The organism is Pseudomonas violetae (genome assembly GCF_023072615.1).
Taxonomy (GTDB): domain Bacteria; phylum Pseudomonadota; class Gammaproteobacteria; order Pseudomonadales; family Pseudomonadaceae; genus Aquipseudomonas; species Aquipseudomonas violetae.
This window is the reverse complement of the sequence record NZ_JAKNRW010000027.1, coordinates 1-26349: the sequence shown is the minus strand read 5'-3', so window position 1 is coordinate 26349 and position 26349 is coordinate 1. Positions and strand designations below refer to the sequence as shown.

Sequence of the window (26349 nt, the reverse complement as noted above, 5' to 3'; positions counted from 1 at the left end):
TTCCTCCGGCATCAGCGTTCGTTTGATCAAATGGGTGACCAGACCTGCGATGATGCTTGCATACCTTTTTTCGCGACTTTTTTGGTGAAGATTCCCCCATGTTGTTAACCCGTCATCTCGATGCCAATGCCACGCTGGTTTCGCTGATTGAGCCTCTGACCACTCGCGATGGCTTCGCCCCTACGGCGTTGGCTGGCGTCCAGGTGTTACGGGCCAGTTGTGACGTTGCGCGCGGCCCGCAGATCTACGAGCCAAGTCTGGTGATCATCGCCCAAGGCAGCAAACTTGCGTATCTGGGGCCGCGTACGCTGGAGTACGGCGCCGGGCATTATCTGATTCAGGCATTGCCGGTGCCGTTTGAGTGCGAAACGTTTTCGGCGCCGGACGGGCCGATGCTTGGGGTGTCCATCGCCATTGATCGCGTGCTACTCGGTGAGCTGGTGCTGGCCATGGGTTTGGCGCCGGGACGGCATATTCCGGCACAGACACCCGAATCCATGACCTCTGCAGTGCTCGACGATGCAATGCGCGATTGTGTGGAGCGTCTGTTGCGCTGCCTGCACGATCCGCTGGAATGCCAGATCATGGGCCAGGCGCGGTTGCGCGAGTTGTTGTTCGTAGCATTGCGTGGTCCGCAGGCTGATGTGCTGCGGGCGCTGGTAGAGCAACAAGGGCAGTTCGCGCGGATCGCCGCATCGCTCAGTCATCTGCATGCGCATTACACCGAGCCGCTAAACGTCGAGACCCTGGCCAGTTGCGCGAACATGAGTGCGTCGACTTTCCACGAGCATTTCAAGCGCAGCACGCTATTGTCGCCGGTGCAGTATCTCAAGCGCTTGCGCTTGCTCAAGGCCCAGGCCTTGCTGGTAGCTGAAGGGTTGGGGGTGGCGCAGGTGGCGCATCGCGTGGGTTACCAGAGTACTTCTCAGTTCAGCCGCGAATACAAACGCTACTTCGAGCGTAACCCCGGCGAAGAACGCGCCGCCTGATACAGGCAACAAAAAGGCCCCCATGTTGGGAGCCTTGATGTTCAGCCATTCAAGTTACATGTTCGGGTAAGTCGGGCCACCGGAACCTTCCGGTGCCACCCAGGTGATGTTCTGTGCAGGGTCCTTGATGTCGCAGGTCTTGCAGTGAACACAGTTCTGGGCGTTGATCTGGAAGCGCTTCTCGCCGTCTTCCTTGGTCACCACTTCATACACGCCGGCCGGGCAGTAACGCTGGGCAGGTTCGTCGTACAGTGGCAGGTTCTTGCTGATCGGGATACTTGGGTCGGTCAGCTTCAGATGGCAAGGCTGCTCTTCTTCGTGGTTGGTACCCGAGATAAACACCGAGCTGAGCTTGTCGAAGCTGATCTTGCCATCCGGTTTCGGATAATCAATCTTCTTGCAGTCAGCCGCGAGCTTGAGGCACGCGTAATCCGGCTTGGTGTCGTGCAAGGTGAACGGCAGCTTGCCGCCGAAGATGTTCTGGTCCAGCCAGTTGAAACCACCACCAACGATGGCGCCGAACTTGTGAATCGCCGGACCGAAGTTGCGGCTGGCGAACAGTTCTTCGTGCAGCCAGCTTTTCTTGAAGGCCTCGACGTAGGTGGTCAGCTCTTCGGAGCCGTCTTTTTCGGCAAACAGCGCCTCGGCCACGGATTCAGCGGCGAGCATGCCCGACTTCATCGCGGTGTGGCTGCCTTTGATTTTTGCGAAGTTCAGGGTGCCCAGGTCGCAACCGATTAGCGCGCCGCCCTTGAAGACCATTTTGGGCAGCGAATTCAGGCCGCCTTTGCAGATGGCGCGAGCTCCGTAGCTGATGCGCTTGCCGCCTTCCAGATACTGCTTGAGTACCGGGTGGTGCTTGAGGCGCTGAAACTCGTCGAAAGGCGACAGGTAGGTGTTGCTGTAGGAGAGGTCGACGATCAGACCGACCACCACCTGGTTGTTTTCCAGGTGATACAGGAACGAGCCACCGGTGTTTTCAGTGCCCATGATGTCCAACGGCCAACCGGCAGTGTGGACCACCAGGCCTGGCTGATGCTTGGTCGGATCGATTTCCCAGATTTCTTTCAAACCGATGCCGTAGTGCTGGGCGTCGGCCTCGCTGTCGAGGTTGAAGCGCTTGATCAGTTGCTTGCCGATGTGGCCACGGCAACCTTCGGCGAAGAGCGTGTATTTGCCGCGCAGTTCCATGCCTGGGGTGTACAGGCCTTCTTTTGGATGACCTTCGCGGTCAACCCCCAGATCGCCAGTGATGATCCCGCGAACCACGCCGTTTTCGTCAAACAGTGCTTCCTGTGCGGCGAAGCCCGGGTAGATTTCCACGCCCAGGTTCTCGGCCTGCTGGGCCAACCAGCGGCACAGATTACCCAGTGAGATGATGTAGTTGCCCTCGTTGTGCATGGTCTTGGGCACAAAGAAGTCAGGGATTTTTTGCGCGTTGTCGGCGTTTTTCAGGACGAAAATGTCATCGCGCGTGACCGGCGTGTTCAGCGGCGCGCCCAGTTCTTTCCAGTCCGGGAACAATTCGTTAAGGGCGCGGGGTTCGAAAATCGCGCCAGAGAGAATGTGTGCACCGACCTCGGAGCCTTTTTCGACCACGCAGACGCTGATTTCCTTACCGGCTTCGGCAGCTTTCTGCTTCAACCGGCAGGCGGCGGAAAGACCAGCGGGGCCGGCGCCGACGATGACGACGTCGAATTCCATGTATTCGCGTTCCACAGGTTATCTCCTACTCAAGGCTCAACAGTTTTTTTTCTAATTGGAGGTTTGGTGTCGCGTCCATGAATTTCTGCGCAATGCGCCGAACCGGACAAACGATTGACCACCTTTCTCTCTGGGTGGCGCATTATATCTACACCACTCCCAGCGTCCAATACAAACGTTTGTTTGAATTGGCTCAAACCCATACAAATCAAAGTCACGCGGCTTATGAACGGCCATTTTGCCGTATTGACCGGAATAGGTGTTCCGGTCAAGATACGGTCGGTTTTGCGCTCGCCGTAGGCTGACTGTTGGTTTCAAGAGCACCTCTAAAGACAGGGCTATAGCGGTAGAAGGTGATGCGCAGTGCGGGTTTGGCGCGCAGTTTACACGCCGCGATAATGAATGACTCGCCGGTCACCCCTGACGAACGGTCATCAACATTATGAGCGATGGTCACTTGACACGTATGCCGGCGTTTTTAGAGGTGCCCTTGCGCCCGATGAGCATCAACCGCCAGGTTCGCCTAGGCGACTTTCTTTTCACCGGAGAGTAACGAGGAATCCATGAAGGTTCTTGTAGCTGTCAAACGCGTTGTTGATTACAACGTCAAGGTTCGCGTCAAGGCGGACAATTCCGGCGTCGACCTCGCCAATGTCAAGATGTCGATGAACCCATTCTGCGAAATCGCAGTGGAAGAAGCCGTACGCCTGAAAGAAAAGGGCGTTGCGACTGAAATCGTCGTCGTCTCCGTTGGCCCGTCCACCGCTCAGGAGCAACTGCGCACTGCGCTGGCTCTGGGTGCCGACCGCGCCATCCTCGTCGAATCCGCTGAAGATCTGACTTCCCTGGCCGTTGCCAAGCTGCTCAAGGCTGTTGTCGACAAGGAACAGCCGCAGCTGGTGATCCTTGGCAAACAAGCCATCGACAGCGACAACAACCAGACTGGCCAGATGCTGGCTGCACTGAGCGGCTACGGTCAGGGCACTTTTGCTTCGAAAGTCGAAGTCAGTGGCGACAGCGTTGCCGTGACTCGCGAAATCGACGGCGGCGCGCAGACGGTTTCCCTGAAACTGCCGGCCATCGTCACCACCGACCTGCGTTTGAACGAGCCGCGCTATGCGTCCCTGCCAAACATCATGAAAGCCAAGAAGAAGCCTCTCGAAGTGCTGACTCCTGATGCTTTGGGCGTTTCCACCGCCTCCACCAACAAGACCGTGAAAGTCGAAGCGCCGGCTGCACGCAGCGCGGGTATCAAGGTCAAGTCGGTAGCTGAACTGGTCGAGAAACTGAAAAACGAAGCGAAGGTAATCTAATTATGACTATCTTGGTAATCGCTGAACACGACAACAAGGTAGTGGCCCCGGCCACCCTGAATACTGTGGCTGCTGCTGCCAAAATCGGCGGCGACATCCACGTTCTGGTTGCAGGCCAGGGCGTTGGCGCCGTGGCTGAAGCGGCTGCGAAAATTGTTGGCGTGGCTAAAGTGCTGGTGGCCGACAACGCCGCTTACGCTCACCTATTGCCGGAAAACGTAGCGCCGCTGGTTGCCGAGTTGGGCGCTGGTTACAGCCACATCCTGGCTGCCGCCACCTCCAACGGCAAAAATATTCTGCCGCGGGTTGCCGCTGCACTGGACGTTGACCAGATCTCCGAGATCATCTCGGTCGAAAGCGCTGATACCTTCAAGCGCCCGATCTACGCCGGTAACGCCATTGCCACCGTTCAGTCGAACGCGTCGGTAAAAGTAATCACCGTGCGTGCCACCGGTTTCGACCCAGTGGCTGCAGAAGGCGGCTCGGCATCGGTTGAAACCGTTGCTGCTGCTCACGACGCTGGCACTTCCAGCTTCGTTGGCGAAGAGCTGGCCAAGTCCGATCGTCCGGAACTGACCGCTGCCAAAATCGTCGTTTCTGGCGGTCGTGGCATGCAGAACGGCGACAACTTCAAACACCTGTACGCCCTGGCAGACAAGCTGGGCGCTGCTGTCGGTGCTTCCCGCGCCGCGGTCGACGCAGGTTTTGTACCCAACGATATGCAGGTCGGTCAGACCGGCAAGATCGTTGCTCCACAGCTGTACATCGCCGTCGGTATCTCCGGCGCGATCCAGCACCTGGCCGGCATGAAAGACTCCAAAGTGATCGTTGCGATCAACAAGGACGAAGAAGCGCCGATCTTCCAGGTGGCCGATTACGGCCTGGTGGCGGACTTGTTCGAAGCCATCCCTGAGCTGGAGAAGCTGGTCTAATCCGGCGACTTCACTTATAAAGAGCCCGGCCTTATGGTCGGGTTTTTTTTGCAGCGTACGTTTTAGGGGAAAGAGTTATGGGGCGGGTGTTCGCTTGGCCATTACTGCTGGGTTTGACGGTGCTACCTGCTCTGTCCATGGCCGCAGGCAAGTGCGAGCGCCTGGTAGTCACCGGCAGCCCGGACGCCCCCCCCTATCTCTGGCAAGACCCCCAGGACCCCAAGCACCTGATCGGCGCCAGTGCCGATCTGTTGCAGCAAGTGGCGGGCCAGTTGGGCGTCAAGGTCGAACTGCTCTATGCAGGCAAGCGGCCCCAGGCGCTGGAAGAAGTGCGTAGCGGACGCATGGACCTGCTGGCCGATGCGCCGCTGACGTTCGGCGAGCTCGAGTCGCTGGATTACATTCATCCGCCGTTGCTGGAAAACGACTACCTCGTCTGGACTCGCAAGGATTCGCCGCTGGTCTACAACGAAGCTCAAGACCTGCATGAACACCCCGGAGCGATATCGGAAAAGGCTCAATTGACGCCGCAGTTTGGCACCTACGCCGAGCAGCAATTGACCCTGCTCCGCACGCCCAGCCTGACTCAGGCATTGCAGAAACTGCTGTTGGGTGAAGTGGAATTTGTGCTGGCCGGGCGGTATTCGGGCACGGCTGCTGCGCAGTCGCTGAGCATGGCCAATGACCTTGTCGCCCGTGCTGAACCGGTCGACAAACCCGGGCTGTATCTGGCTGTTTCTCACAACTCCGCCTGCAACGATCCGTGGTTGCGCGGACAGCTGGCTAAAAAGATGACAGAATTGCCCGCGTCCGGCCTGACGGAAGCCGCGTTGCAGCGCAATATCGAGCGCTGGAAACTGCAGCAGCAACAACCCGTCAGTACCCCAAAACAGTAGGGATTTTTAGTGAGTATTCGACCTCTTTTCGCTGCCCTGGCCGTTCTGGCTCTGGCGGGTTGTGCAGCCGATCCGGCGCCGAATGAACAGATGCGCCTGACCGAGCAGGCACTCGAGCAGGCGAAGGCCGTGGGTGCTACCGCCGCCGACGTACCGGAAATGAAACTGGCCGAAGACAAGTTCAACCGCGCCAAAGGCAGCATGAACGATCAGTCCTTCAAGAATGCGCGCATGCGCGCCGAACAGGCCGAGCTGGATGCACGCCTGGCCGAAGCACGGGTGCTGACCCTCAAGAGTGAAGAGCAGTTGAATGTGCTGAACACCCGCATCACCCGCCTGCGTAAGCAACTGGGAGATGCCCAATGAATATTGCGTCCAAAACCGTTGGTGGATTGATCCTGGTAGGTTGCGCGAGCCTTTATGGCTGTGCCGGCCAGCACAGTGAGACGGCACTGCAAGAGGCCAGTGTCGACTTTCAGAAGGTCAAGGAAGACTCCAACGTGCTGCGCATTGCGCCCAAGGATGTGATCCGGGCCGGCGAGTCCCTGGCCCGCGCCGACCGTCTGTCCAGCTACTGGGGCAGTGGCTCGGACGTGCTCCATTACGCTTACCTGAGCCAGCGCTACAGTGAAATCGCTCGGGAGCACACCAATCAGGTGCTCAACGAAGAGCGTACGGCCAAGCTCGAACTGGAACGCCAGCGCCTGCAACTGGCCCTGCGCGAATCCAAGCTGCTCAGCGTGCAACAGCAGGGTAAGTGGCTCGAAGAACAGATTGTCGCGCTGGCCACTACCCAGACCGACCGCGGCCTGGTCATGACCTTGGGTGACATGTTGTTTGACACCGGCGAAGCCGAACTGAAAAGCTCAGCCAATCGCGTGGTGTTGAAGATCGTGCAATTCCTGCAGCTCAATCCCAAACGCGTGGTACGGATCGAGGGTTACACGGACAGTACCGGTGGCAAGCAGGAAAACCTCAAATTGTCCCTTGATCGAGCGCAATCCGTGGCCAATGTGCTGATGGACCTTGGCATCGATGACAAGCGCATCAAGGTCGAAGGTTACGGCGATGAGTATCCTGTTGACGTAAACGCGTCGGAACGGGGGCGGGCGCAGAACCGCCGGGTGGAAATTGTGTTCTCTGACGAAAAAGGCCAACTCGGCGCCGCCCGATAACTGCGAATTTTTTGATCTTTGGCTTGTGATTCAAGGGGGCCTGGAAAGATCGCAGCCTCGTTTCACTCGACAGCTACGACGACCCGGCAGTGCCGGGTTTTTTTACGCGTGCCAACTCGCCCACAAACAGTACAGTTTTTGCTGACACTGCACTGTACGGTCGACTATTGTGGCAACTGTCCCCGTACACTTCTAAACTGTTCCGGTACTGTGTCACATAAGAATAAAATGCCCGTGAAATCGAGTGCTGCTTCATGACCAATCTCCTGCTGTACCAACGTATTGCTCAACAACTGGCCGAAGACATCCGTCGTGGTGTCTATCAACCGGGGGAGCGCGTGCCTTCGGTGCGCAAGATGAGTTCGCAGCTCAACGTCAGTCACGCAACCGTGTTGCAGGCCTACGCCAATCTCGAGGATCAGGGGCTGATTCGTGCCCGGCCGCAGTCCGGCTATTACGTGCACCAAACCCCGGCCCTGACTGCGCCAACCCCGGACATCGCCAGGGTCGAACGCCCTGGCTTGGTCACGCGCAGCAGCATCATTCAACAGGTATTAGTCGAGTCCCGTCGCGAAGGGGTATTTCCCCTGGGCGCGGCGGTACCGAGCGTCGATTATCTGCCGGTGCGGGCGCTGCATCAGCAGTTGGCCAAGGTTACGCGGTTCCATAGCCCGCGGGCCTTCAGCTACATGTTTAGCCCAGGCTTTGAACCGTTGCGGCGCCAGGTGGCGATTCGCATGCGTGATGCCGGGGTGGTGGTCGATCCCTCGGAAGTGGTGATCACCCATGGTTGCGTCGACGCCCTGCAGATGTCCTTGCGCGTGCTGACCCGGCCGGGCGACCTGATTGCCGCTGAGTCGCCTACCTACTACGGGTTGCTGCAACTGGCTGATCTGCTGGGTCTGAAGGTCATCGAAATTCCGAGTGACCCCGCCTCCGGCATGAGCCTGGAAGCCCTGCAGCTGGCCGCCAACCAATGGTCGATCAAGGCGCTGGTTTTAACCACACGCCTGAGCAATCCCTTGGGCGGAACCATGCCGGAGGAACGCCAGAAGCAATTGCTTCGCCTGGCGTCGGACTTCGATATCCAGATCGTTGAAGACGATATCTATGGCGAACTCATGTTTGAGCAGGGTCGCACCAAGGCGCTCAAGGCCTATGACCGGCTGGATCGGGTGATCTATTGCTCAAGCTTTTCCAAGACCCTGTCGCCCGGAGTCCGCATCGGTTGGATGATTGCTGGCAAATACCAGCAGGAAATCCAGCGTCTGCAGACCTTTAGCACCCATTCAGCGTGCAGCGTCACCCAGATGGGCATTGCTGCTTATCTGGAAAACGGTGGCTACGATCGGCATTTGCGCTACATCCGCCAGGAATATCGCAAGAACCTCAGTGCTTTTCAGCTGGCCGTCCAGCAGTACTTTCCCGAAGGCACGCAGATGACCCGGCCCACCGGTGGTTTCATTCTGTGGGTCAGCTTGCCGGGAAGAGTAAACACCCAGGAGCTGCACGTGCGGGCGTTGCAGCAGGGGATCAGTATTGCCCCGGGGCTGATTTTCAGTAACACCGAGCAATTTAACCACTGCATCCGGCTGAACTGTGGCGTTCCTTGGAACCGCGAAGCGGAGCGTGCCTTGATGACACTGGGCATGCTCGCCACCCAGCTGTGCCAAGAAACAGCGGCCGGTTTTTGACGTACTGGACAGGTTATTCCTGCCCATACTTGTCTTGCGCCGGCTAACAGGCGAGCATATGGCCCTCTATCGTTAGTGTTGCTGGGTCCATGAAATCGATTTTCCCCGCCGTGTTGTGGTCGCTCTGCCTGCTGATGGCTTTTCAGGCACAAGGCATCATGGCGGCTGCGTCTCAGGACCCCCCTGCGGCGAACACTCCCGCGAGCAAGTCTGCCCCAGCAACAAAGATCGCTCCTGTCAAAAAGACTGCGCCGGCTAAAGAGAACAGCAAGCCGGTTCAAAAGCGCGCACCGATTGCTTCCAAGTCCAAATCCGCCAGCGAAATAGTGAAAATCGCGCTACCTCCTGCCAGACTCGACCTGAGCCTGCCCAAGGACATGGTTGACGAGCTTGATCCCGTGGGCACTGTCCCGCTGCCCCAGCACGATGCGATATTGCCGCAAATGTTTGGCGACAAGACTGGCAGCAGTCCTTTCCAGCTCAACGGCCGCCTGCTTAGTAACGAAATGCAGTTGCAGTTGCGCAATGAAGAGCGGCGAGACGTTGAAGGTGCCGCGCTGGAGTTCGAATTCAAGCAGTGATTTGTTCTCTGTTGTGACCCAGAGCCAGGACGCTTTGTCGGAGACTGGTCAGTCACGCCCATTTGTTTGAAAAACCTCAGTCGGTTTAATTTAAAACAACTGTTTTAGCGGTTATTCTGTGCCTTGTGCTTTAACACATCGCCCATCGCGAGGAGCTTGTCGTCATGAAATGCCGTGAGGGTTGTGGCGCCTGTTGCATTGCCCCTTCCATCAGTTCACCGATCCCCGGTATGCCCCAGGGCAAACCTGCCGGAGAACGTTGCCTGCAATTATCTGTCGAAAATCTGTGCAACATTTTCGGTAAACCGGAGCGCCCGGCTGTTTGCTCGGCATTTGCAGCCGACCCCGATGTTTGCGGCAACAGCAGCGAAGACGCCATCAAGTTGATTGGATGGTGGGAGCAAATGACGGCGGCGTGATGTGTTCAACGGTCGGAACTTCAACAATAAGGAATAACATTATGGGTTCGCTGCATCGTTTGGCTGTGCTGTGTGGTTTCACCGTTTTGCTGGCGACTTCGGTCCAGGCCGAAGAATGGAAAGTCGCCAGGAACGAGGACGGTATCAAGGTGTCTTTGAGTGAAGTGGCCGGTTCCGATTACAAGGCTTACCAGGGCGTAACCCTGATGAAAACCACCATGGCCAAACTGCGCGCCTTGCAAGAGGATGTGTCGGGGGCCTGTGCCTGGATTCACGAATGCAAACTGCAGAAATTGCTCAAGCATGAAGGTGACCAGAGTTGGACCTACACCCAATTCAATACGCCATGGCCGGTGACCCCACGGGATTCGGTGCTGCACATCACTACCGTCGAAGGCGCCGATGGCAGCCTGACCCGCAAGCTCGAAGGCGTGCCCAAGTACATTCCCGAGGAAAAGGGTTTTGTGCGGGTGGCCAAGGTCGAGGGTTTCTGGAAGTTCGTGCCCAAGGGTGACCAGGTCGAAGTGACCTACCAGGTGCACACCGAGCCGGGCGGCAGCGTGCCTTCGATGGTGGCCAACAAGTTCGTGGTTGATGCGCCGTTTAATACGTTGAAGGCTTTGAAGGATCGCGCGCAGAAGTAATCGCCGCGCTGCAACGGGTAGTTCGCCCGCTTCATCGGCGTTATTGGCGAACGCCAGTGTCATGCCAAAATCAGATCCCTGCAGGCGTCAGCAAGCCGGCTCCTGCAGATGATTGGGTGAACCTTCCACCCGTCTCCCAAGCTTAAATTTTGTATCCGAATATTCGCTGCACAAAATTTTCACAACACGTCCAAGACAATCCCGCCCGCGCCCAGCCCAAACAGTAATCAATGGCAATGCTGCGGTTGATCGGGCAACATTTGCGCACCGCGCAAGTCCCGGGGTCAGGAATTGACCAACAGAGGGCAAAGCGCCGCTGTATTTTTGCAACTTCAACTTCCAATGGGTCCTAAAACGACATGGCAAACCCGGACGCCCTGAAACAGCAGCGAGCTTCAAGTCGCCTGCTGCAACCAACCGTCAAATCGCACCTGGCCTACACTTTACTGTGCGCTCTGGTCATGATGGTCATGTTCAGCCTGCTGCGCGTTGCGCTGCTGGTCTACAACAGCGAGATGATCCTTGATACACCGGCCTCGACCTTCGTCGAAGCGTTCGTCAATGGTCTGCGTTTCGACCTGCGCCTGGTGGTCTACCTCAGCATTCCGCTGGTATTGGCACTGTTCAGCGTCCGCGCGATGGCGGCCCGCGGGTTCTTTCGTCTGTGGCTGACCGTGGCGTCGAGCATCGCGCTGTTCCTCGGTCTGATGGAAATGGACTTCTACCGCGAATTCCACCAGCGACTGAACGGCCTGGTTTTCCAATATGTGAAGGAAGACCCGAAAACCGTGATGAGCATGCTCTGGTACGGTTTTCCCGTGGTTCGTTACCTGCTGGCATGGGTCGGCGGCACTGTGATCCTCGCGCTGGCGTTCAAGGGCGCCGACCGTGCCACTCGTCCACGCGGCCCGTTCAGCGGCGGTAGCATCAGTACTCGCCAAGTGGCTCCCTGGTATGCGCGCACTGCCGTGTTCGTAGTCTGCCTGCTTATCTGCGTAGTCGCGGCTCGCGGCACATTGCGCCAAGGCCCGCCGTTGCGTTGGGGTGACGTCTACACCACCGATTCCAATTTCGCCAACCAGATGGGCCTCAACGGCACGCTGTCGCTGATTGCTGCCGCCAAGAGCCGCATGTCCGAAGATCGCGACAATATCTGGAAGGCCACCTTGCCACAGCCTGAAGCCCAGAAAATTGTGCGCGACATGCTAATGACGGCCGATGACAAACTGGTGGATCCGGACACAGCGGTCGTGCGCCGTGATTACACGCCACCGGCCGACAAGACCCTGCCGATCAAGAACGTCGTCGTGATCCTGATGGAAAGCATGGCCGGTCACTCGGTGGGGGCATTGGGCGCTTCGGGCAACATCACGCCATACCTCGACCAATTGTCGAAAGAAGGCCTGTTGTTTGATCGCTTCTTCTCCAACGGCACCCACACTCACCAGGGCATGTTCGCCACCATGGCTTGCTTCCCGAACTTGCCAGGTTTCGAATACCTCATGCAGACCCCGGAAGGCAGCCACAAACTGTCCGGTTTGCCGCAACTGCTCAGTGTTCGTAATTACGACGATGTGTACGTCTACAACGGCGACTTCGCCTGGGATAACCAATCGGGCTTCTTCAGCAGCCAAGGCATGACCAAGTTTATTGGTCGCAATGACTTCGTGAACCCAGTGTTCTCCGATCCGACCTGGGGCGTGTCCGACCAGGATATGTTCTACCGCGGCCTGGTCGAGTTGAAGGCGCGGGAAAACGGCAAGCCGTTTTATGCGCTGCTGCAAACCCTGTCGAACCACACCCCATACGCCTTGCCGTCGCCATTGCCGGTCGAGCGCGTGACGGATCGCGGCAGTCTCAACGAGCATCTGACGGCCATGCGCTACTCCGACTGGGCTCTGGGTCAGTTCTTCGAGAAGGCCCGCAAGGAGCCTTACTTCAAGGAAACCCTTTTCGTCATCGTCGGTGACCACGGATTTGGCAACGAACGTCAGATCACCGAAATGGACCTGGGCCGGTTCAACGTGCCGATGCTGATGATCGCACCGGGCATCCAGGAGAAATTCGGCGTGCGTGACCACACCGTTGGTACCCAGATTGATATCGTGCCGACCATCATGGGCCGCATCGGTGGCGAGGTGCGCCATCAGTGCTGGGGCCGCGACCTGCTGAACCTGCCGGAAGGTGACACCGGTTTTGGTGTGATCAAGCCATCCGGCAGCGAGCAGACCACCGCGATCATTACGGCTGACGAGATCCTCGTGTTGCCCAAGGAAAAAGAAATGGCGCCTAAGGTGTACCAGTACCAGTTGGGCGCTACACCGAAGGCCGAGATCATTCCTGACGCACCGCGTACAGCCGAGCTCAAGCAGAAACTTGAAGCCTTCTTGCAAACGGCGACCAAGAGCCTGCTGGATAACACCGCCGGTGTGGTTGACGGCAAGCCGGACTAAATGTTCAAGGCAATAAAAAAGAGGCCCTTTTCAGGGCCTCTTTTTTTGCCTGTGTTAACGCTTTATATCTTGCCAAGCAAGAGCAGAATCAACAGCACCACCAGCACGACGCCGATGATACCCGACGGGCCATAACCCCAACTTCTGGAGTGTGGGAAGACCGGCAAGCCACCTACCAGAAGAAGGATCAAAATAACGATTAGAATTGTGCCCATGGTTATTTCCTTGTTGAAAGTGTTCCGGATTGACCTAGCTTTAACTATCAGCAGGAATGCAATAAATCCGAGCTGCTTAAATAGTCCGACTACGGTGATGCCGAGAAAATTCCGAAATTTTTTAATGTTTTTCGAACAAAGCCTTATTTCGTTTTTATTGGGTGAGTTAATCCGCCCACGTCCGGGGTTTGAGCAGCCTATTCAGCAATCTGATGGAGCGTGGGTATGGGGGTATCCTTCGCTACACTCGGCCAATCTTCCCTGGAACAACAAGGCTGTTTGCTATGCAAAATCGCATGATGATCACTGGCGCAGGCTCGGGCCTGGGTCGCGAAATCGCACTCCGCTGGGCGCGCGACGGCTGGCAACTGGCCTTGTCCGATGTCAGCGATCCCGGCCTCCAGGAAACCCTCAAACTGGTGCGCGAGGCGGGTGGCGACGGTTTTACCCAGCGCTGTGACGTGCGCGACTACAGTCAGCTGACGGCGTTTGCCCAGGCCTGCGAAGAGAAGCTGGGCGGTATCGACATCATCGTCAACAACGCCGGCGTGGCCTCGGGCGGGTTCTTCAGCGAGCTGTCCCTGGAGGACTGGGATTGGCAGATTGCGATCAACCTGATGGGCGTGGTCAAGGGCTGCAAGGCATTCCTGCCGCTGCTGGAGAAGAGCAAGGGCAAGATCATCAACATCGCCTCCATGGCCGCGCTGATGCAAGGCCCTGCCATGAGCAACTACAACGTGGCCAAGGCCGGCGTGGTAGCGTTGTCCGAGAGCTTGCTGATCGAACTGGCGCAGCAGGGAGTCGGGGTGCATGTAGTGTGCCCATCGTTCTTCCAGACCAACCTGCTGGATTCTTTCCGTGGCCCGACACCCGCGATGAAAGCGCAGGTCGGCAAGCTGCTTGAAAGCTCGCCGATTACCGCTGCCGACATTGCCGATTACATCTATCAGCAAGTCGGCGCCGGTGAGTTCCTGATTCTGCCGCACGAACAGGGCCGCATGGCTTGGGCGATCAAGCAGAAGAACCCGCAACTGCTGTACAACGAAATGACAGTTATGGCAGATAAGATGCGCACCAAGGCCAAACAAACCGCAGGCTAAGCTTGCCCGCATGTCACGCCGTCGCTAGGGTGGCCGCCATCGGCCATTCTAGCGAGACCCTTGCATGCTCAATTACCTGTGGTTTTTTCTCGCCGCCCTGTTCGAAATCGCCGGATGCTTTGCGTTCTGGATGTGGTTGCGCCAGGGCAAGAGCGCCCTGTGGGTCGTGCCAGCACTGCTCAGCCTGACTGTTTTCGCACTGTTGCTGACCCGTGTGGAGGCGACCTATGCCGGTCGCGCTTACGCCGCCTACGGCGGCATCTACATCGTGGCGTCAATTGGTTGGTTGGCGGTGGTGGAGCGAATTCGTCCGCTGAGCTCGGACTGGATTGGTGTGGCCCTGTGCGTCATTGGCGCCACAGTGATTCTTTTCGGCCCGCGCTTGTCGGCTTCCTGAAGGAAAAGTCCCACGCTCTGCGGTTTTGTCAGATAAATCCTACTGAGGGTTTCCTTCAAGCTTGTAGGGCAAAACTGATTTGCCTACAGCGCATTGAAGGACCGTAACCTGCCGGGCATCTTCAAGGTCCTGTCACCCAGTAGGACCTATCCCCATGCTAGTTCTCAGCCGTGTAGCCCCCCAGTTGATTTCAATTGGCGACACCATTTCCGTGCGAATCCTGGCCGTCAGCGGCGACAGCGTGCGCATCGGAGTCGAAGCACCACGCAGCGTTACCGTCCATCGCAGCGAGGTCTACGAGCGCATCCAGCAGGAAAAGAAACCCGGTAAACGCAGTTAAAAGACGTTTCAGTCGAACAGATGCTTAGGCACATCGTGCTTGAGCATCAGTTGGCATTGTTCGCTCTCGGGGTCGAAAACGATCAGCGCCTGGCCCTTGGTCAGGGCTTGGCGCACGCGCAACACCCGGGTCTCCAGCGGGGTGTCGTCGCCATTGTCCGTGCCGTCGCGGGTCACGAAATCTTCGATCAGGCGGGTGAGGGTGTCGACTTCAAGTTGGTCGTGGGGAATCAGCATAGGCACCTCGGTTGAACAATGGCGCGATGCTACGGCGATTGGACGATGGCGGCTACCCTGGACGAAGCGCAGCCTGCTCGTGACGCGATCGAGCAGGCGTCGCAAAGATCCGCCTAGTTATCGTTACGCTGCCCCACCAGGCTATCCACCGACGGCACCCGGGTATCACTTTCCATCTGCGTATCATGCTCGATCTGGTGACTGAACCGGTCCAGCGAACCCTTCGCCGGCTGTGCATCGCTGGCAAACACCGGCGGGCTGAGGATGTAGGCGCCAAGCAAACGACTCAGTGCGGCAAGGCTGTCGATATGGGTACGCTCGTAGCCGTGAGTTGCATCGCAGCCGAAGGCGAGCAGGGCGGTACGAATGTCATGTCCGGCGGTGACCGCCGAATGCGCGTCGCTGAAGTAATAACGGAACAGGTCGCGGCGCACTGGTAATTCGTTGTCGCTGGCCAGGCGCAGCAAGTGACGAGACAGGTGATAGTCATACGGACCGCCGGAATCCTGCATCGCCACGCTCACGGCATGTTCGCTGGAATGCTGACCCGGGGCGACGGGTGCGATATCGATGCCGACGAACTCACTGACATCCCAAGGCAATGCCGCTGCGGCGCCGCTGCCGGTTTCCTCGGTAATGGTAAACAGCGGATGGCAATCGATCATCAACTCTTCGCCACTGTCGATGATCGCCTTCATGGCCGCCAGCAGCGCAGCCACCCCTGCCTTGTCATCCAGGTGGCGGGCGCTGATATGGCCGCTTTCGGTGAATTCAGGCAAGGGGTCGAACGCCACGAAATCGCCGACGCTGATCCCCAGCGAGTCACAGTCAGCACGAGTAGCGCAATAGGCATCGAGGCGCAGTTCGATGTTATCCCAGCTGATCGGCATCTCGTCCACGGCAGTGTTGAAGGCGTGCCCGGAAGCCATCAATGGCAATACGCTGCCGCGAATCACGCCATTATCGGTGAACAGGCTAACCCGACTGCCCTCCGCAAAACGACTGGACCAGCAGCCAACCGGCGCCAGGGTCAGTCGGCCGTTGTCCTTTACCGCGCGGACCGCCGCACCAATGGTGTCAAGATGTGCCGAGACTGCGCGGTCGGGGCTGTTTTTCTTGCCTTTTAGGGTCGCACGGATGGTGCCGCGTCGGGTCATTTCAAACGGAATGCCCAGCTCCTCAAGGCGCTCGGCCACATAGCGCACAATGGTGTCTGTGAACCCTGTGGGGCTTGGAATGGCGAGCATCTCCAGCAGGACTTTTTGCAGGTAGTTCAGATCGGGTTCCGGGATTTTACGGGTCATGGAAACTCCTGATGAGTTGAGCGCATCGATGGTTTCGATGAGGAAATTCTTTGGCCAGTTGCCCGCCATCGCGAGCAGGCTCGCTCCCACAATAAAACGCGGTGTGGGGCGGGCTTGCCAGCGATGGCGGCTGGCGGGGCGTTACACGTTCAAGACAGCGCCGGCTGACTGTGCGGAAATAGCAAATCGACGAAGCGTTCCGCCGTCGGTTGCGGTTCATGATTGGCTAGCCCGGCGCGTTCATTGGCTTCGATAAACACGTACTCCGGCTGATCCGCCGCCGGCACGAGCAGGTCAAGCCCGACCATAGGAATGTCCAGCGCCCGGGCCGCCCGCACGGCGGCGTCCACCAGGGTCGGATGCAGGATGGCTGTGACATCCTGGAGGGTGCCGCCGGTATGCAAATTCGCCGTACGCCGCACGAACAGATGCTCGCCGGCAGGTAAAATGCTGCTGTAGTCGTAACCGGCAGCCGCAAGAGTGCGCTCGGTTTCCTGGTCGAGGGGGATTTTACTCTCGCCGCCAGTAGCCGCTTGGCGGCGGCGACTTTGCGCCTCGATCAGAGCGCCGACACTGTGCTGACCGTCACCAACCACTTCAGCCGGTCGCCGGATGGCCGCAGCGACCACCTCAAAACCGATCACCAGAATCCGCAGGTCCAGGCCTTCATGGAAACTCTCCAGGAGCACTCGGGTGTCAAACTGGCGGGCTGATTCGATGGCTTGCTGAACCTCTTCGATCTTCTGCAAGTCCACCGCCACCCCGCGGCCCTGTTCGCCGTCCAGCGGCTTGACCACCACGCGCTCGTGCTCGTCGAGAAATGCCAGGTTGTCGTCGGCATTACCGGCCAGTTGCTGGGACGGCAGTTTCAGTCCCGCAGCCTTCAGCACCTTGTGGGTCATGCTCTTGTCTTGGCACAGACTCATGCTGATGGCGCTGGTCAGGTCGCTCAGGGACTCGCGGCACCGCACCCGACGCCCGCCATGGCTGAGGGTGAACATCCCGGCGTCGGCGTCATCGACCTGTACATCAATGCCCCGACGATGCGCCTCCTCGACAATGATCCGCGCGTAAGGGTTGAAGTTGGCCTCCGGCCCAGGCCCCAGGAACAGCGGCTGATTGATGCCGTTCTTGCGTTTGATGGCGAAGGTCGAGAGGTTGCGAAAGCCTAACTTGGCGTAGAGGTTTTTGGCCTGGCGATTATCATGTAGCACTGACAGATCCAGGTAACTCAGCCCGCGGCTCATGAAGTGTTCGATCAAGTGACGGACCAGCACTTCTCCCACACCGGGTCGTGAACACTGCGGGTCGACGGCCAGGCACCATAAGCTGCTGCCGTTTTCCGGATCGTTATAGGCCTTGTGATGATTGAGGCCCATCACACTGCCGATGAGCGCGCCGCTGTCCTCATCCTCGGCCAGCCAGTACACCGGACCGCCGAGGTGACGTGGGGTCAGCAAACTCGCATCGATGGGCAGCATGCCGCGGGCCTGGTATAGCGTGTTCATCGCCTGCCAGTCCGCTTCGCTTTGCGCCCGGCGAATCCGGAAGCCGCGAAACACTCGGGTGGCCGGGCGATAGTCAGTGAACCACAGGCGCAACGTGTCCGACGGATCGAGGAACAGTTGCGCCGGTTCCAGCCCCAACACTTGTTGGGGCGCGGCTACGTATAGCGCGATATCCCGCTCGCCGGGCTTTTCATTGAGCAGTTCCTGGGCAAGACTGGCAGAATCGGCGAAGGTGTGGCCGATCAGCAATCGACCCCAACCGCAATGCAGCGCAATCGGTGCCGTGCTCGGTTCACTGCCATCTTCAGCCAAGCGGGCCTGCAAGCGTTCGTAAGAAGGCGTCTGACCGCGCAACAAGCGTTGGCTGTAAGCCGTGGCGTGGGGTTTCATCAATCAGATTCCTTGTTCGCTGAGCCACAGGTTCAGTGCAGCCAGCTGCCACAGCTTGGAGCCGCGCAATGGCGTCAGCTGGCCATGTGGATCAGTCAGCAAGCGGTCGAGCATGGCCGGGTTGAACAGGCCGCGATCCTGGCTCGGATCCAGCAGCAATTCGCGCACCCAATTCAACGTATCTCCCTGCAGATGCTTGAGGCCGGGGACCGGAAAGTAACCCTTCTTGCGGTCGATCACTTCACTTGGAATGACCAGTCGCGCCGCTTCCTTGAGCACCTGCTTGCCACCCTCCGGCAGCTTGAATTTGCCGGGTACCCGCGCCGACAATTCCACCAGGCGATAGTCCAGGAATGGGGTACGGGCTTCCAGGCCCCAGGCCATGGTCATGTTATCAACGCGCTTGACGGGGTCGTCTACCAGCATCACCGTGCTGTCCAGGCGCAAGGCCTTGTCCACCGCCGCGTCGGCGCCAGGCTGGGCGAAATGTTCCTTCACGAAGTCGCCTGCGGCATCATTCGCCGTCAGCCATTTCGGTTGCACGGTGGCGGCGTAGTCTTCGTAGCTGCGGTCGAAAAACGCATCGCGGTACGCAGCGTAGGGGTCGGCGGCGCCGTCGACTTGTGGATACCAGTGATAACCGGCGAACAGCTCGTCCGCGCCCTGGCCGCTTTGTACCACCTTGCAGTGTTTGGCCACTTCACGGGATAGCAGGTAGAACGCAATGCAGTCATGGCTGACCATTGGCTCGCTCATGGCGCGAAACGCCGCCGGCAATTGCTCGATGATCTCTTTTTCGTCGATGCGTAACTGATGGTGCTGGGTGCCGTAGTGCTTGGCGATCAAGTCCGAGTACTGGAATTCGTCTCCGCGTTCGCCGCCGGCATCCTGGAAGCCGATGGAAAAGGTCGACAGGTTTTCCACCCCGACTTCGCGCAACAGGCCCACGAGCATGCTCGAATCGACTCCGCCGGAGAGCAATACGCCGACATCGACCGCTGCACGTTGGCGAATGGCTACCGCTTCGCGGGTGCTATCCAGCACGCGATCGCGCCAGTCTTCCAGTGTCAGGTTCATTTCATCGGCCCGGGGGCCATAGGGCAGGCTCCACCAGGTTTTCTGCTCGGTGCTGCCATCGGCCTCGACGCGCATCCAGGTAGCCGGCGGCAGTTTCTCGATGCCTGCCAGCAAGGTGCGTGGGGCGGGCACCACTGCGTGGAAATTCAGGTAGTAATTCAGCGCCACCGGATCGAGGATCGGGTTGATGTCACCGCCCTTGAGCAGTGCCGGCAAGGCCGAGGCGAAGCGCAGGCGCTGGCCGGTACGCGACAGGTAAAGCGGCTTCACGCCGAGACGGTCACGGGCGATGAACAGGCGCTTGGCGTCACGTTCCCAGATGGCAAACGCAAACATGCCGTTGAGCTTGGGCAGCAGTGCTTCACCCCAGGCGTGATAGCCCTTGAGCAGCACTTCGGTGTCACCGCCGGAGTAGAAAGCGTAACCGAGACTTTCAAGCTCGGTACGCAGTTCGGGAAAGTTATAGATCGCGCCGTTGAACGCCAGGGACAGGCCCAGCTGGTTATCGATCATCGGCTGCGCCGAGCCGTCCGACAAGTCCATGATTTTCAGGCGGCGGTGGCCCAGGGCGATCGGCCCTTGGCTGTGGAAGCCCCACGCGTCAGGTCCGCGAGGTGCCAGGTGATGGGTGATTCGTTCAACGGCTGCAAGGTCCGCAGGTTGATTGTCAAAGCGTAACTCGCCAGCTAATCCGCACATAAAATCCTTACCGGTTTTTCCGTTGGGGAGGGTCGATCGGTACCCAGCCAAAACACCGGGCACTCAGCAACTGACCCACTGAGGTCCAGGGAGTTTTAGATCAATAAGTAATAAGCAGGCAGGACTGAACGAACGTGGCGAACCACAAGTACGCGTTGCGATGGCGTTAATTAATGATGCGATACATAGAAGTAGCTGCTGGGATGCGCTGCCTTTCGATCCGTTTTTCGAGTTATTAAATGCCGAACGCGCTTAATAAACTGGGGGACTGTTAACGCAATAAGGATATTGCACATGCCCACTAAAACTCATGACGCCGCCTTTGCGGTGGAGCCAAGGACATCCGCCCAGCGCCTGGAGGCGTTAGTGGACCACACAGCCGACCTGGACAAGGCTCAAGTATTGCAAGCGGCCATACCGCAATGGTTGGCGACTGCGGACCTGAACATGGTGCAGGCGTTGAAAGCTACGTTCCAGCAGTCTTTCGATGCGCAAGATCGGGTCAAGACCGCCCTCGAACAGCTAATGCCGCTGGACAGGTTTTGCAAAGAGCAGCTAACCACATTCCTCAAGGGCAAGTGGGCAATCGATGTCGATGTCGAGCGCGACACGCTGTCCATTACCACAACGATCTATACCTCAACGGGAACGCTCCCGGCCTTTGGCGCGCCGAATACAGTGACCACCACATCACGCAGTCTGCTTCACGCTGCAATGGAAAACTTTACGCAAGCGCAAGCGACGCCCGGCGGCCCGTTAAAGGACGCGGTGATACTGATCGATGCCAAGACTCCATCAGGTACTGAAGTCACTGCTGAAAAATTCGCGGCGCTCTGTCGTGAGCTCGACCTGGGTACTCGCTATCAGCAGCACATCACCAGCGCCCTGGCGCTGCCGGCCAGGCCCGCCCAAGGCGCGCCTGTCAATGATCGCGCCTCAGCCGCCGATATCCGGCGATTGAAGGTGCTGGATATGCAAGTCGCCCTCCACATGGCCTACCTGAAAAAAGAGATCAGCCCCGCCGTTTACACGATGCTGTTGAGCGTGATCGAACAGGATGCTCCTGCCGCTCAAACCAGGAACGCACGGTTTGAGGGTGGGCCGGTGCTTTGGCAGGGTTTGACCCTCCATGACGCCTGCATCTGCGGCGTATTGGTGTTTACCAAGGTTTCCATCGATACCGACACGAAGGCCAAGTGTGTGGTTTATATGCCGAACGAACCACGACGACCGCTGTATGAATACGCCTCGCTGGATGAGTTCAAGGTCTATCTCACGCTAAAACTGCAGAGTACAAGTTACCGGAAATTTTTCGTCGGGCAGTACCTGCACGGTCACGATAAAACCGATTTTCTCAAAAAGTTTGATAAAGGCAGGACGTTGGGCAGCCTCACTGCGACTCCCGCAGATACCTGTCTTGCGGATTTTTTCTACAGTGGCTTCGTCAGCAAAACCCAGATCGATGCGCAAATTCTTGCGGTTCCGACAGCAGACGTCGACGAGCAGCAGCGGGAAAAAACCATTCAAATGCTGCTCGATGGTGGTCTTGTGCTGTTGAACGCGGCGGCTTTTTTCGTACCCGTGATCGGTAATCTGATGCTGCTGACGGCCGTGGGCGATATCGTCTGCGAGGTTTACGAAGGTGTTCTGGACTGGACACATGGCGAGCGCACCTTGGCGTTGTCCCATTTGTTGAATCTTGTCGAAAACCTCGCGCAAATGGCGGCATTTGCGGCAGGGGGCAAAATCATCTCGACAGCGTTCAAAAGAGGAGTAAAGGAGCAGGCGGCGTTTTTCGACGGTTTCGAGGCCGTCACTCGCGCCGATGGCAAAGCCAGATTGTGGAAGCCCGACCTCCAATCCTACAGGCAGACCTCGATCCTGCCTGCAGACGTACAGCCTGATTCTCAAGGGCTGTACCACCATGGCGGGCAAACTTCAGTCGTCATGGACGGGGGGCGCTATCGAGTTACCCGTCACGCTGATGGATCGCCGTGGACAATCAATCATCCCCTTCAGAAGGACGCTTTCCAGCCTGCCGTCGAGCAAAACGTGGAAGGTGGTTGGCGGCATGTTTATGAGCACGCGCACGAGTGGCGCGACGGTGCCTATGCGCTGGGACGCACGGGTCAGCGCCTGCCAGTGTTGGGACGTGACCTGCAAGCCATTGCCGAAATCAGCGCTATTACGCCTGACGACTTGCACTATTTACATGAAAGCAACCTCACGTTGCCGCAGCGTCTCAACGACTGTATCGAACATTTTAACATCGACCAGCGCATCAGCCGGCTGATAGTGGCTATGGAGCAGGGAGAGATCGCGAACACGGCCTTTACCCAGGAGCAACTGCACACGCTGCCGGGATTGCCTGGCTGGCCGGCGGAGCGCTTCATTGAATTACGGGGCGCTAACGATCAGGTCGTTTCCCGCTTCCCTGAAACCGCACCGCAGGATGATGACGTGAACAGCGTGCACGTATCTCAATCCCAACTGGCCGCAGGGGGGCTCCTCGATACCGTTATCGAAGGTCTCTATCCCCATGAAGTCGAGGACGTTATCGGCCGCACGACAACTGAGTCGAAAGCGCAGTTGTTAGCAAAAAAGATCGCGACGAGCCTCAATGGCAATCGCCGGCCGCTGCATGAGTGGCTTTATAAAAAATATGACGGCACGGCCTCCGGTGACGTTGCGACGCTGAGCGAACACGCCGCCAACCTTCCGACCCGCATATGTCAGGAGTTGCTGGAAAACGCCTCAGCCAACGATCGCATCTTTCTACGAGATCGCAAGATCCCTGGATCGGATCTTGACCGAGCGCTCAGCCAAGCAAAAGCCGGGATCAGGCAGGATCGCGCCCTCATGGGATTGTATCGCGCCCAACTGGCCACTGCCGACACCGACCGACTGGCCCTGGGCCTGATGGACCGTGTTCAGGGCTGGGATGACGGCTATCGACTTGAAGTACGCAAGGGAGCAGTGACTGGCGCCGTGCTGGATTCCGTGGGTGACGCCAATGCGCTGTCGCGTGGGGTGATCGTCAAGACCACCACGGGTTATCAAGTCGCGCACGTAAACGGGGACGTGTCGTCTACGCAGACGAGCGCCACCCTGCTTGAGGCGATATGGGATGTACTGCCGGCCGGCCAACGCACCCGTATGGGGTTCGTGGGCAACGATACATTGGATGTGGCGACCCTGCGATCACGCCTGGTGCGTGCCGCTTCCGGCGATCCGCAGCGTAGCGGCCGCGTGTTGCGAGGTGAGCGCAGCGAAATGCCCAAACATCTTTCTGCCTGTGTCCAGGCGGATACTCCTGCCGCGAATCCTTATCCAAGAAGCCTGATTCGTAAAGTCAAGAAGCTCTACCCGCTGTTCACTGAAGTTCAGGTTTCGTCGTTTCTCGACCAGGCCGGCAGTACCCACCTGCAACGGGTAAATAAAATTAAGGAGCTGGGACAACAACTGCGCCAACTGCGCAACGTGCTGCACACCTGGCGTGACGATGAGACGCAAATGAAGGCGCTAGCGGGGCAACTCAACGATTTGCGTTTGAGCCGTCGTCAGGTGGCCTATGCCATCGAAAACTGCTGGCGTCGGGTCTCGCATCCACTTTGGCCACGTAATCAGTCAGTCACGTCCCTCACACTGGAGCGTAACCCGGTTGGCCCGCTACCGACCCTGACAGAGGCAGATGTCGCTCACGTGCGCAGCCTTTCCATCAACGACATGAAGGCCGGAGATGAGCTGGCGTATTTTCTCCGGCCGTTCAAAGGGCTTTTCAGCCTGGAGTTGCAACGCAATCAGCTCACTCGATTGCCTGAAGTGTTATCGCATATGCCCAACCTGCAATACTTGCGGCTTGATGGAAATCAGATAAACCTGACCGAGCACACACTGCGCAAGCTGGCCGACATGGGCAATTTGCGCACATTGGGACTTGAGGGCAATCGTTTGGGGGCCACGATTGACGTCAGCAAAATGATTAATTTGCAGACCCTGAACCTGAATAATACCCACGCCACAGAACTGCCAGTCGGGCTTTCCCGCTTGCCATATCTGGACTTTGCAGACCTGCGGGCTAATCAAATTCAAGCGTTACCCGACTGGCTGTTCCAAATGCCTCAACGATTCGCCAAAGCTATTAACCTTAAGGGCAACCAGGTATCGCCTGCCAGTCTCGAGAAACTGAGAATCTACCGTGACAGTTCGGGCATCGGAATGGGTCTGCTGGACGATTCAACTGTGTTACTCAGTGAATTGAGGGCTCGTGACTTGTGGATGCCAAAACGCGTTGAACAGAGCTATGCCGAGCGTAACCGGGTGTGGCTGGCATTGAAGAACGAACCCAAGTCGACAGAATTCTTTGAGTTGCTGGCAGAAGTCGGGGACACGGCCGATAGTCGCTTCGTGCATGAGGACATGACGCGCAGGGTCTGGGATGTCATCGAGGCGACCCGCAGCGACAGGGCGTTGTGTGACCAGTTGCTGGCGATGGCGGTCAAGGCAAATTGCGCTGATTCTGCGGCCACTATCTTCAGTAACCTTGAGGTGGCGGTGGATATCCACGCGGTGGTTCGCCAGTCCGCCAATGCCCATGATCGGGCTGCTCGTTTGTTGAGTCTTGGGAGGCGGCTATTCCGCCTGGATAAACTCACTGCAATTGCGCGTGAATATTCCCTCGTCAATCCCGCACTCGACCCGGTGGAAGTGGAACTGGCCTATCGCACCGGCCTGGCTGACAGGCTCGAACTTGTCGGCCAACCGCTGCACATGCGCTATGCCTCGTTGGGTGGCGTAGAACCAGCAGACCTGGATACTGCCTATAACAGAGTCATCACGGCGGAACTCTCCCCCGAACTGTCGACATTCGTTAGCGGTCGCACGTTTTGGAGCGACTTTCTGCGAGAGCATCACAGCCAGGAGTTCACCGACCTGACCGCGCCTTTCCACACACGGATGGAGGCCATTAGCGCAAATGAGACGACATTCGGTGCGCAGTACGGTACCCAGGTCGACGGCATCGCAGATGAACTTGATAAGGCTGAAACCGGCTTGTTGAAGCGTTTGACCCAGGCGGCTATAGAGGCGGACGAAGCAAAAACCTGCTTCGCCCTGGATTGAATATTTCAAGCCTTTCGTCGTATCAAACGCCGCAGGGCAAATCGGTTTGGATGGCACGCCTCGGCCACGGCCCTTGGCAAAGGCAGCGGCTCGTTGGTGAGCCAGGCTGCCAGCAGCTCGCCTGACAATGGCGCGGTGATCAATCCACGGGAACCGTGACCGCTGTTGACGTACACACCGTCCAGCCATGGGCAAGGAATGTCCGGCGTTTGCCGGGCATCCTTGCTCAGCACGCTGTAGGCGTCGGTGAAAGCCTGGGTGGCGGCCAGGGGGCCGACTATCGGCAAGTAGTCAGGGCTGGTACATCGAAACGCTGCGCGGCCTTCAAGTGCCTCTGTTTGCAAGGTGTCTGCGCACAGGCGGGCGACCAGATCGGTGGATATTTCCTCGAGCATCCGCAAGTTGCCGGCATGCTCGGCCGCCGTGGGTGTCAAGTCGTCGTTGTTGAAATCGAAACTGGCGCCCAAGGTATGTTCACCCAGGCGTGCCGGTGCCACGTACCCTTCGGCGCACACCACGGTGCTCAGGCTTTGGCTTTCAGCGGTTTGGGGCAGGCGGGTGATCTGTCCCCGGATACGCTTGAGCGGTAAGTCGCTGCTGAAATCAAAACGCTTGATGTCGGCAGCGCCGGCCAACACCACCACTGGCGCCTCCACCAGTAATCTGTCGCCCGTCCACGCCTGCCATTGCTCTTGGTCACGACGCAGTTGCACCACCTCGTGATGGGTGAAGACTTTGATATTCGGATGAGCGGCTTGCCAGGCGCACAGTGCTGGCGGATGCACCCAGCCGCCTTCAGGATAAAACAGGCCGCCTGAGGGCAGCGCTATGCCCGCGCGGGTCTCGGCGTGTTCGCGATCAAGTACATGCAGCAGATCGTCGGGAAACGCTGCTGCCAATTGGGCCTGCCGCTCGGCTTCCTTGGCATTGAACGCCAGTTGCAGAACACCGCAATCGTCCCACTCGACTCCACGTTGCAAATGTTCGAGCAACCGTCGGGTGTGGCCAAATCCACTGACAATCAGCTGTGACAATGCCGTGCCATGGGCCGAAAGCTTGAGGTACAACACGCCCTGGGGATTGCCCGACGCTTCCTGCGCCAGCGCAGCATGGCGCTCCAGCAGGCTCACGCGCCAACCGCGTGCCGCAAGGCTGGCAGCCG

Annotated in this window: 22 protein-coding genes; 15 read left to right on the top strand and 7 right to left on the bottom strand. The window is 58.2% G+C overall.

All coding sequences use genetic code 11. The features are described 5' to 3' along the window. Positions 1–98: 98 nt before the first annotated feature. On the top strand, positions 99–989 hold the full coding sequence (locus tag L9059_RS23075; RefSeq protein WP_247293210.1) for an AraC family transcriptional regulator: 891 nt from the start codon (positions 99–101) through the stop codon (positions 987–989). Positions 990–1043: 54 nt separating this feature from the next. Here the strand turns inward: L9059_RS23075 and L9059_RS23070 are convergent, their stop codons facing one another. Beyond that, positions 1044–2708 carry an electron transfer flavoprotein-ubiquinone oxidoreductase gene (locus L9059_RS23070; RefSeq protein ID WP_247293209.1) on the bottom strand — a complete coding sequence of 555 codons (1665 nt, stop codon included), beginning with the start codon at positions 2706–2708 and terminating at the stop codon, positions 1044–1046. Positions 2709–3256: 548 nt separating this feature from the next. Between L9059_RS23070 and L9059_RS23065 the strand changes: the two genes are divergently transcribed. The 10 genes from L9059_RS23065 (at position 3257) to L9059_RS23020 (ending at position 12800) form a co-directional block, all read left to right on the top strand. Next, entirely contained in the window at positions 3257–4006 is a 750-nt protein-coding gene (locus L9059_RS23065; RefSeq protein ID WP_017340080.1) for an electron transfer flavoprotein subunit beta/FixA family protein, read from the top strand. A gap of 2 nt (positions 4007–4008) precedes the next feature. Beyond that, entirely contained in the window at positions 4009–4938 is a 930-nt protein-coding gene (locus tag L9059_RS23060; protein WP_247293208.1) for an electron transfer flavoprotein subunit alpha/FixB family protein, read from the top strand. A gap of 77 nt (positions 4939–5015) precedes the next feature. Beyond that, a complete protein-coding gene (locus tag L9059_RS23055) occupies positions 5016–5834 on the top strand; it encodes a substrate-binding periplasmic protein (RefSeq protein WP_247293207.1) in 819 nt (272 codons plus the stop codon). A 9-nt stretch (positions 5835–5843) separates the two neighbouring features. Beyond that, complete coding sequence (locus L9059_RS23050) at positions 5844–6200, top strand: DUF4398 domain-containing protein (RefSeq protein ID WP_008147008.1); 357 nt, start codon at positions 5844–5846, stop codon at positions 6198–6200. Next, complete coding sequence (locus tag L9059_RS23045; protein WP_247293206.1) at positions 6197–7009, top strand: OmpA family protein; 813 nt, start codon at positions 6197–6199, stop codon at positions 7007–7009. Before L9059_RS23050 ends, L9059_RS23045 begins: the two co-directional genes overlap by 4 nt. A 254-nt stretch (positions 7010–7263) precedes the next feature. Beyond that, a complete protein-coding gene (locus tag L9059_RS23040; protein ID WP_247293205.1) occupies positions 7264–8703 on the top strand; it encodes an aminotransferase-like domain-containing protein in 1440 nt (479 codons plus the stop codon). A gap of 89 nt (positions 8704–8792) precedes the next feature. Next, positions 8793–9284, top strand: coding sequence for a translation initiation factor 2 (locus L9059_RS23035; protein ID WP_247293204.1), 492 nt, complete (start codon positions 8793–8795; stop codon positions 9282–9284). A 164-nt stretch (positions 9285–9448) separates the two neighbouring features. Next, positions 9449–9703, top strand: coding sequence for a YkgJ family cysteine cluster protein (locus tag L9059_RS23030; RefSeq protein WP_247293203.1), 255 nt, complete (start codon positions 9449–9451; stop codon positions 9701–9703). Positions 9704–9744: 41 nt separating this feature from the next. Then, complete coding sequence (locus tag L9059_RS23025; RefSeq protein WP_247293202.1) at positions 9745–10347, top strand: START domain-containing protein; 603 nt, start codon at positions 9745–9747, stop codon at positions 10345–10347. 359 nt (positions 10348–10706) lie between these two features. Continuing rightward, a complete protein-coding gene (locus tag L9059_RS23020; protein ID WP_247293201.1) occupies positions 10707–12800 on the top strand; it encodes an LTA synthase family protein in 2094 nt (697 codons plus the stop codon). Between the two features lie 62 nt (positions 12801–12862). Here the strand turns inward: L9059_RS23020 and L9059_RS23015 are convergent, their stop codons facing one another. Further along, positions 12863–13021 carry a DUF3309 family protein gene (locus tag L9059_RS23015; protein WP_247293248.1) on the bottom strand — a complete coding sequence of 53 codons (159 nt, stop codon included), beginning with the start codon at positions 13019–13021 and terminating at the stop codon, positions 12863–12865. A 278-nt stretch (positions 13022–13299) separates the two neighbouring features. On the opposite strand from L9059_RS23015, the gene L9059_RS23010 reads away from it, so the two are divergent. From L9059_RS23010 to csrA, 3 genes are all read left to right on the top strand, one after another. Continuing rightward, the gene (locus L9059_RS23010; protein ID WP_247293200.1) at positions 13300–14115 is read left to right on the top strand and encodes an SDR family oxidoreductase; all 816 of its coding nucleotides are present in this window, start codon (positions 13300–13302) and stop codon (positions 14113–14115) included. 64 nt (positions 14116–14179) lie between these two features. Further along, positions 14180–14512, top strand: a complete 333-nt coding sequence (locus L9059_RS23005; protein WP_247293199.1) for a YnfA family protein — start codon at positions 14180–14182, stop codon at positions 14510–14512. A gap of 154 nt (positions 14513–14666) precedes the next feature. Beyond that, positions 14667–14852 carry a carbon storage regulator CsrA gene (gene csrA / locus L9059_RS23000; RefSeq protein ID WP_247293198.1) on the top strand — a complete coding sequence of 62 codons (186 nt, stop codon included), beginning with the start codon at positions 14667–14669 and terminating at the stop codon, positions 14850–14852. Between the two features lie 8 nt (positions 14853–14860). Here the strand turns inward: csrA and L9059_RS22995 are convergent, their stop codons facing one another. From L9059_RS22995 to L9059_RS22980, 4 genes are all read right to left on the bottom strand, one after another. Next, positions 14861–15088, bottom strand: coding sequence for a YheU family protein (locus L9059_RS22995; RefSeq protein WP_003199186.1), 228 nt, complete (start codon positions 15086–15088; stop codon positions 14861–14863). A 113-nt stretch (positions 15089–15201) separates the two neighbouring features. Further along, positions 15202–16392 carry an osmoprotectant NAGGN system M42 family peptidase gene (locus tag L9059_RS22990; RefSeq protein WP_247293197.1) on the bottom strand — a complete coding sequence of 397 codons (1191 nt, stop codon included), beginning with the start codon at positions 16390–16392 and terminating at the stop codon, positions 15202–15204. 149 nt (positions 16393–16541) lie between these two features. Next, entirely contained in the window at positions 16542–18290 is a 1749-nt protein-coding gene (ngg, locus tag L9059_RS22985; RefSeq protein WP_247293196.1) for an N-acetylglutaminylglutamine synthetase, read from the bottom strand. Positions 18291–18293: 3 nt separating this feature from the next. Beyond that, positions 18294–20066 carry an N-acetylglutaminylglutamine amidotransferase gene (locus L9059_RS22980; RefSeq protein ID WP_247293195.1) on the bottom strand — a complete coding sequence of 591 codons (1773 nt, stop codon included), beginning with the start codon at positions 20064–20066 and terminating at the stop codon, positions 18294–18296. 294 nt (positions 20067–20360) lie between these two features. On the opposite strand from L9059_RS22980, the gene L9059_RS22975 reads away from it, so the two are divergent. Next, positions 20361–25187, top strand: coding sequence for an NEL-type E3 ubiquitin ligase domain-containing protein (locus L9059_RS22975; RefSeq protein WP_247293194.1), 4827 nt, complete (start codon positions 20361–20363; stop codon positions 25185–25187). A gap of 5 nt (positions 25188–25192) precedes the next feature. On the opposite strand, the gene mnmC1 is transcribed toward L9059_RS22975, so the two are convergent. Further along, the coding region (gene mnmC1, locus L9059_RS22970) for an FAD-dependent 5-carboxymethylaminomethyl-2-thiouridine(34) oxidoreductase MnmC1 (protein ID WP_247293193.1) at positions 25193–26349 on the bottom strand (1157 nt) is incomplete at its 5' end.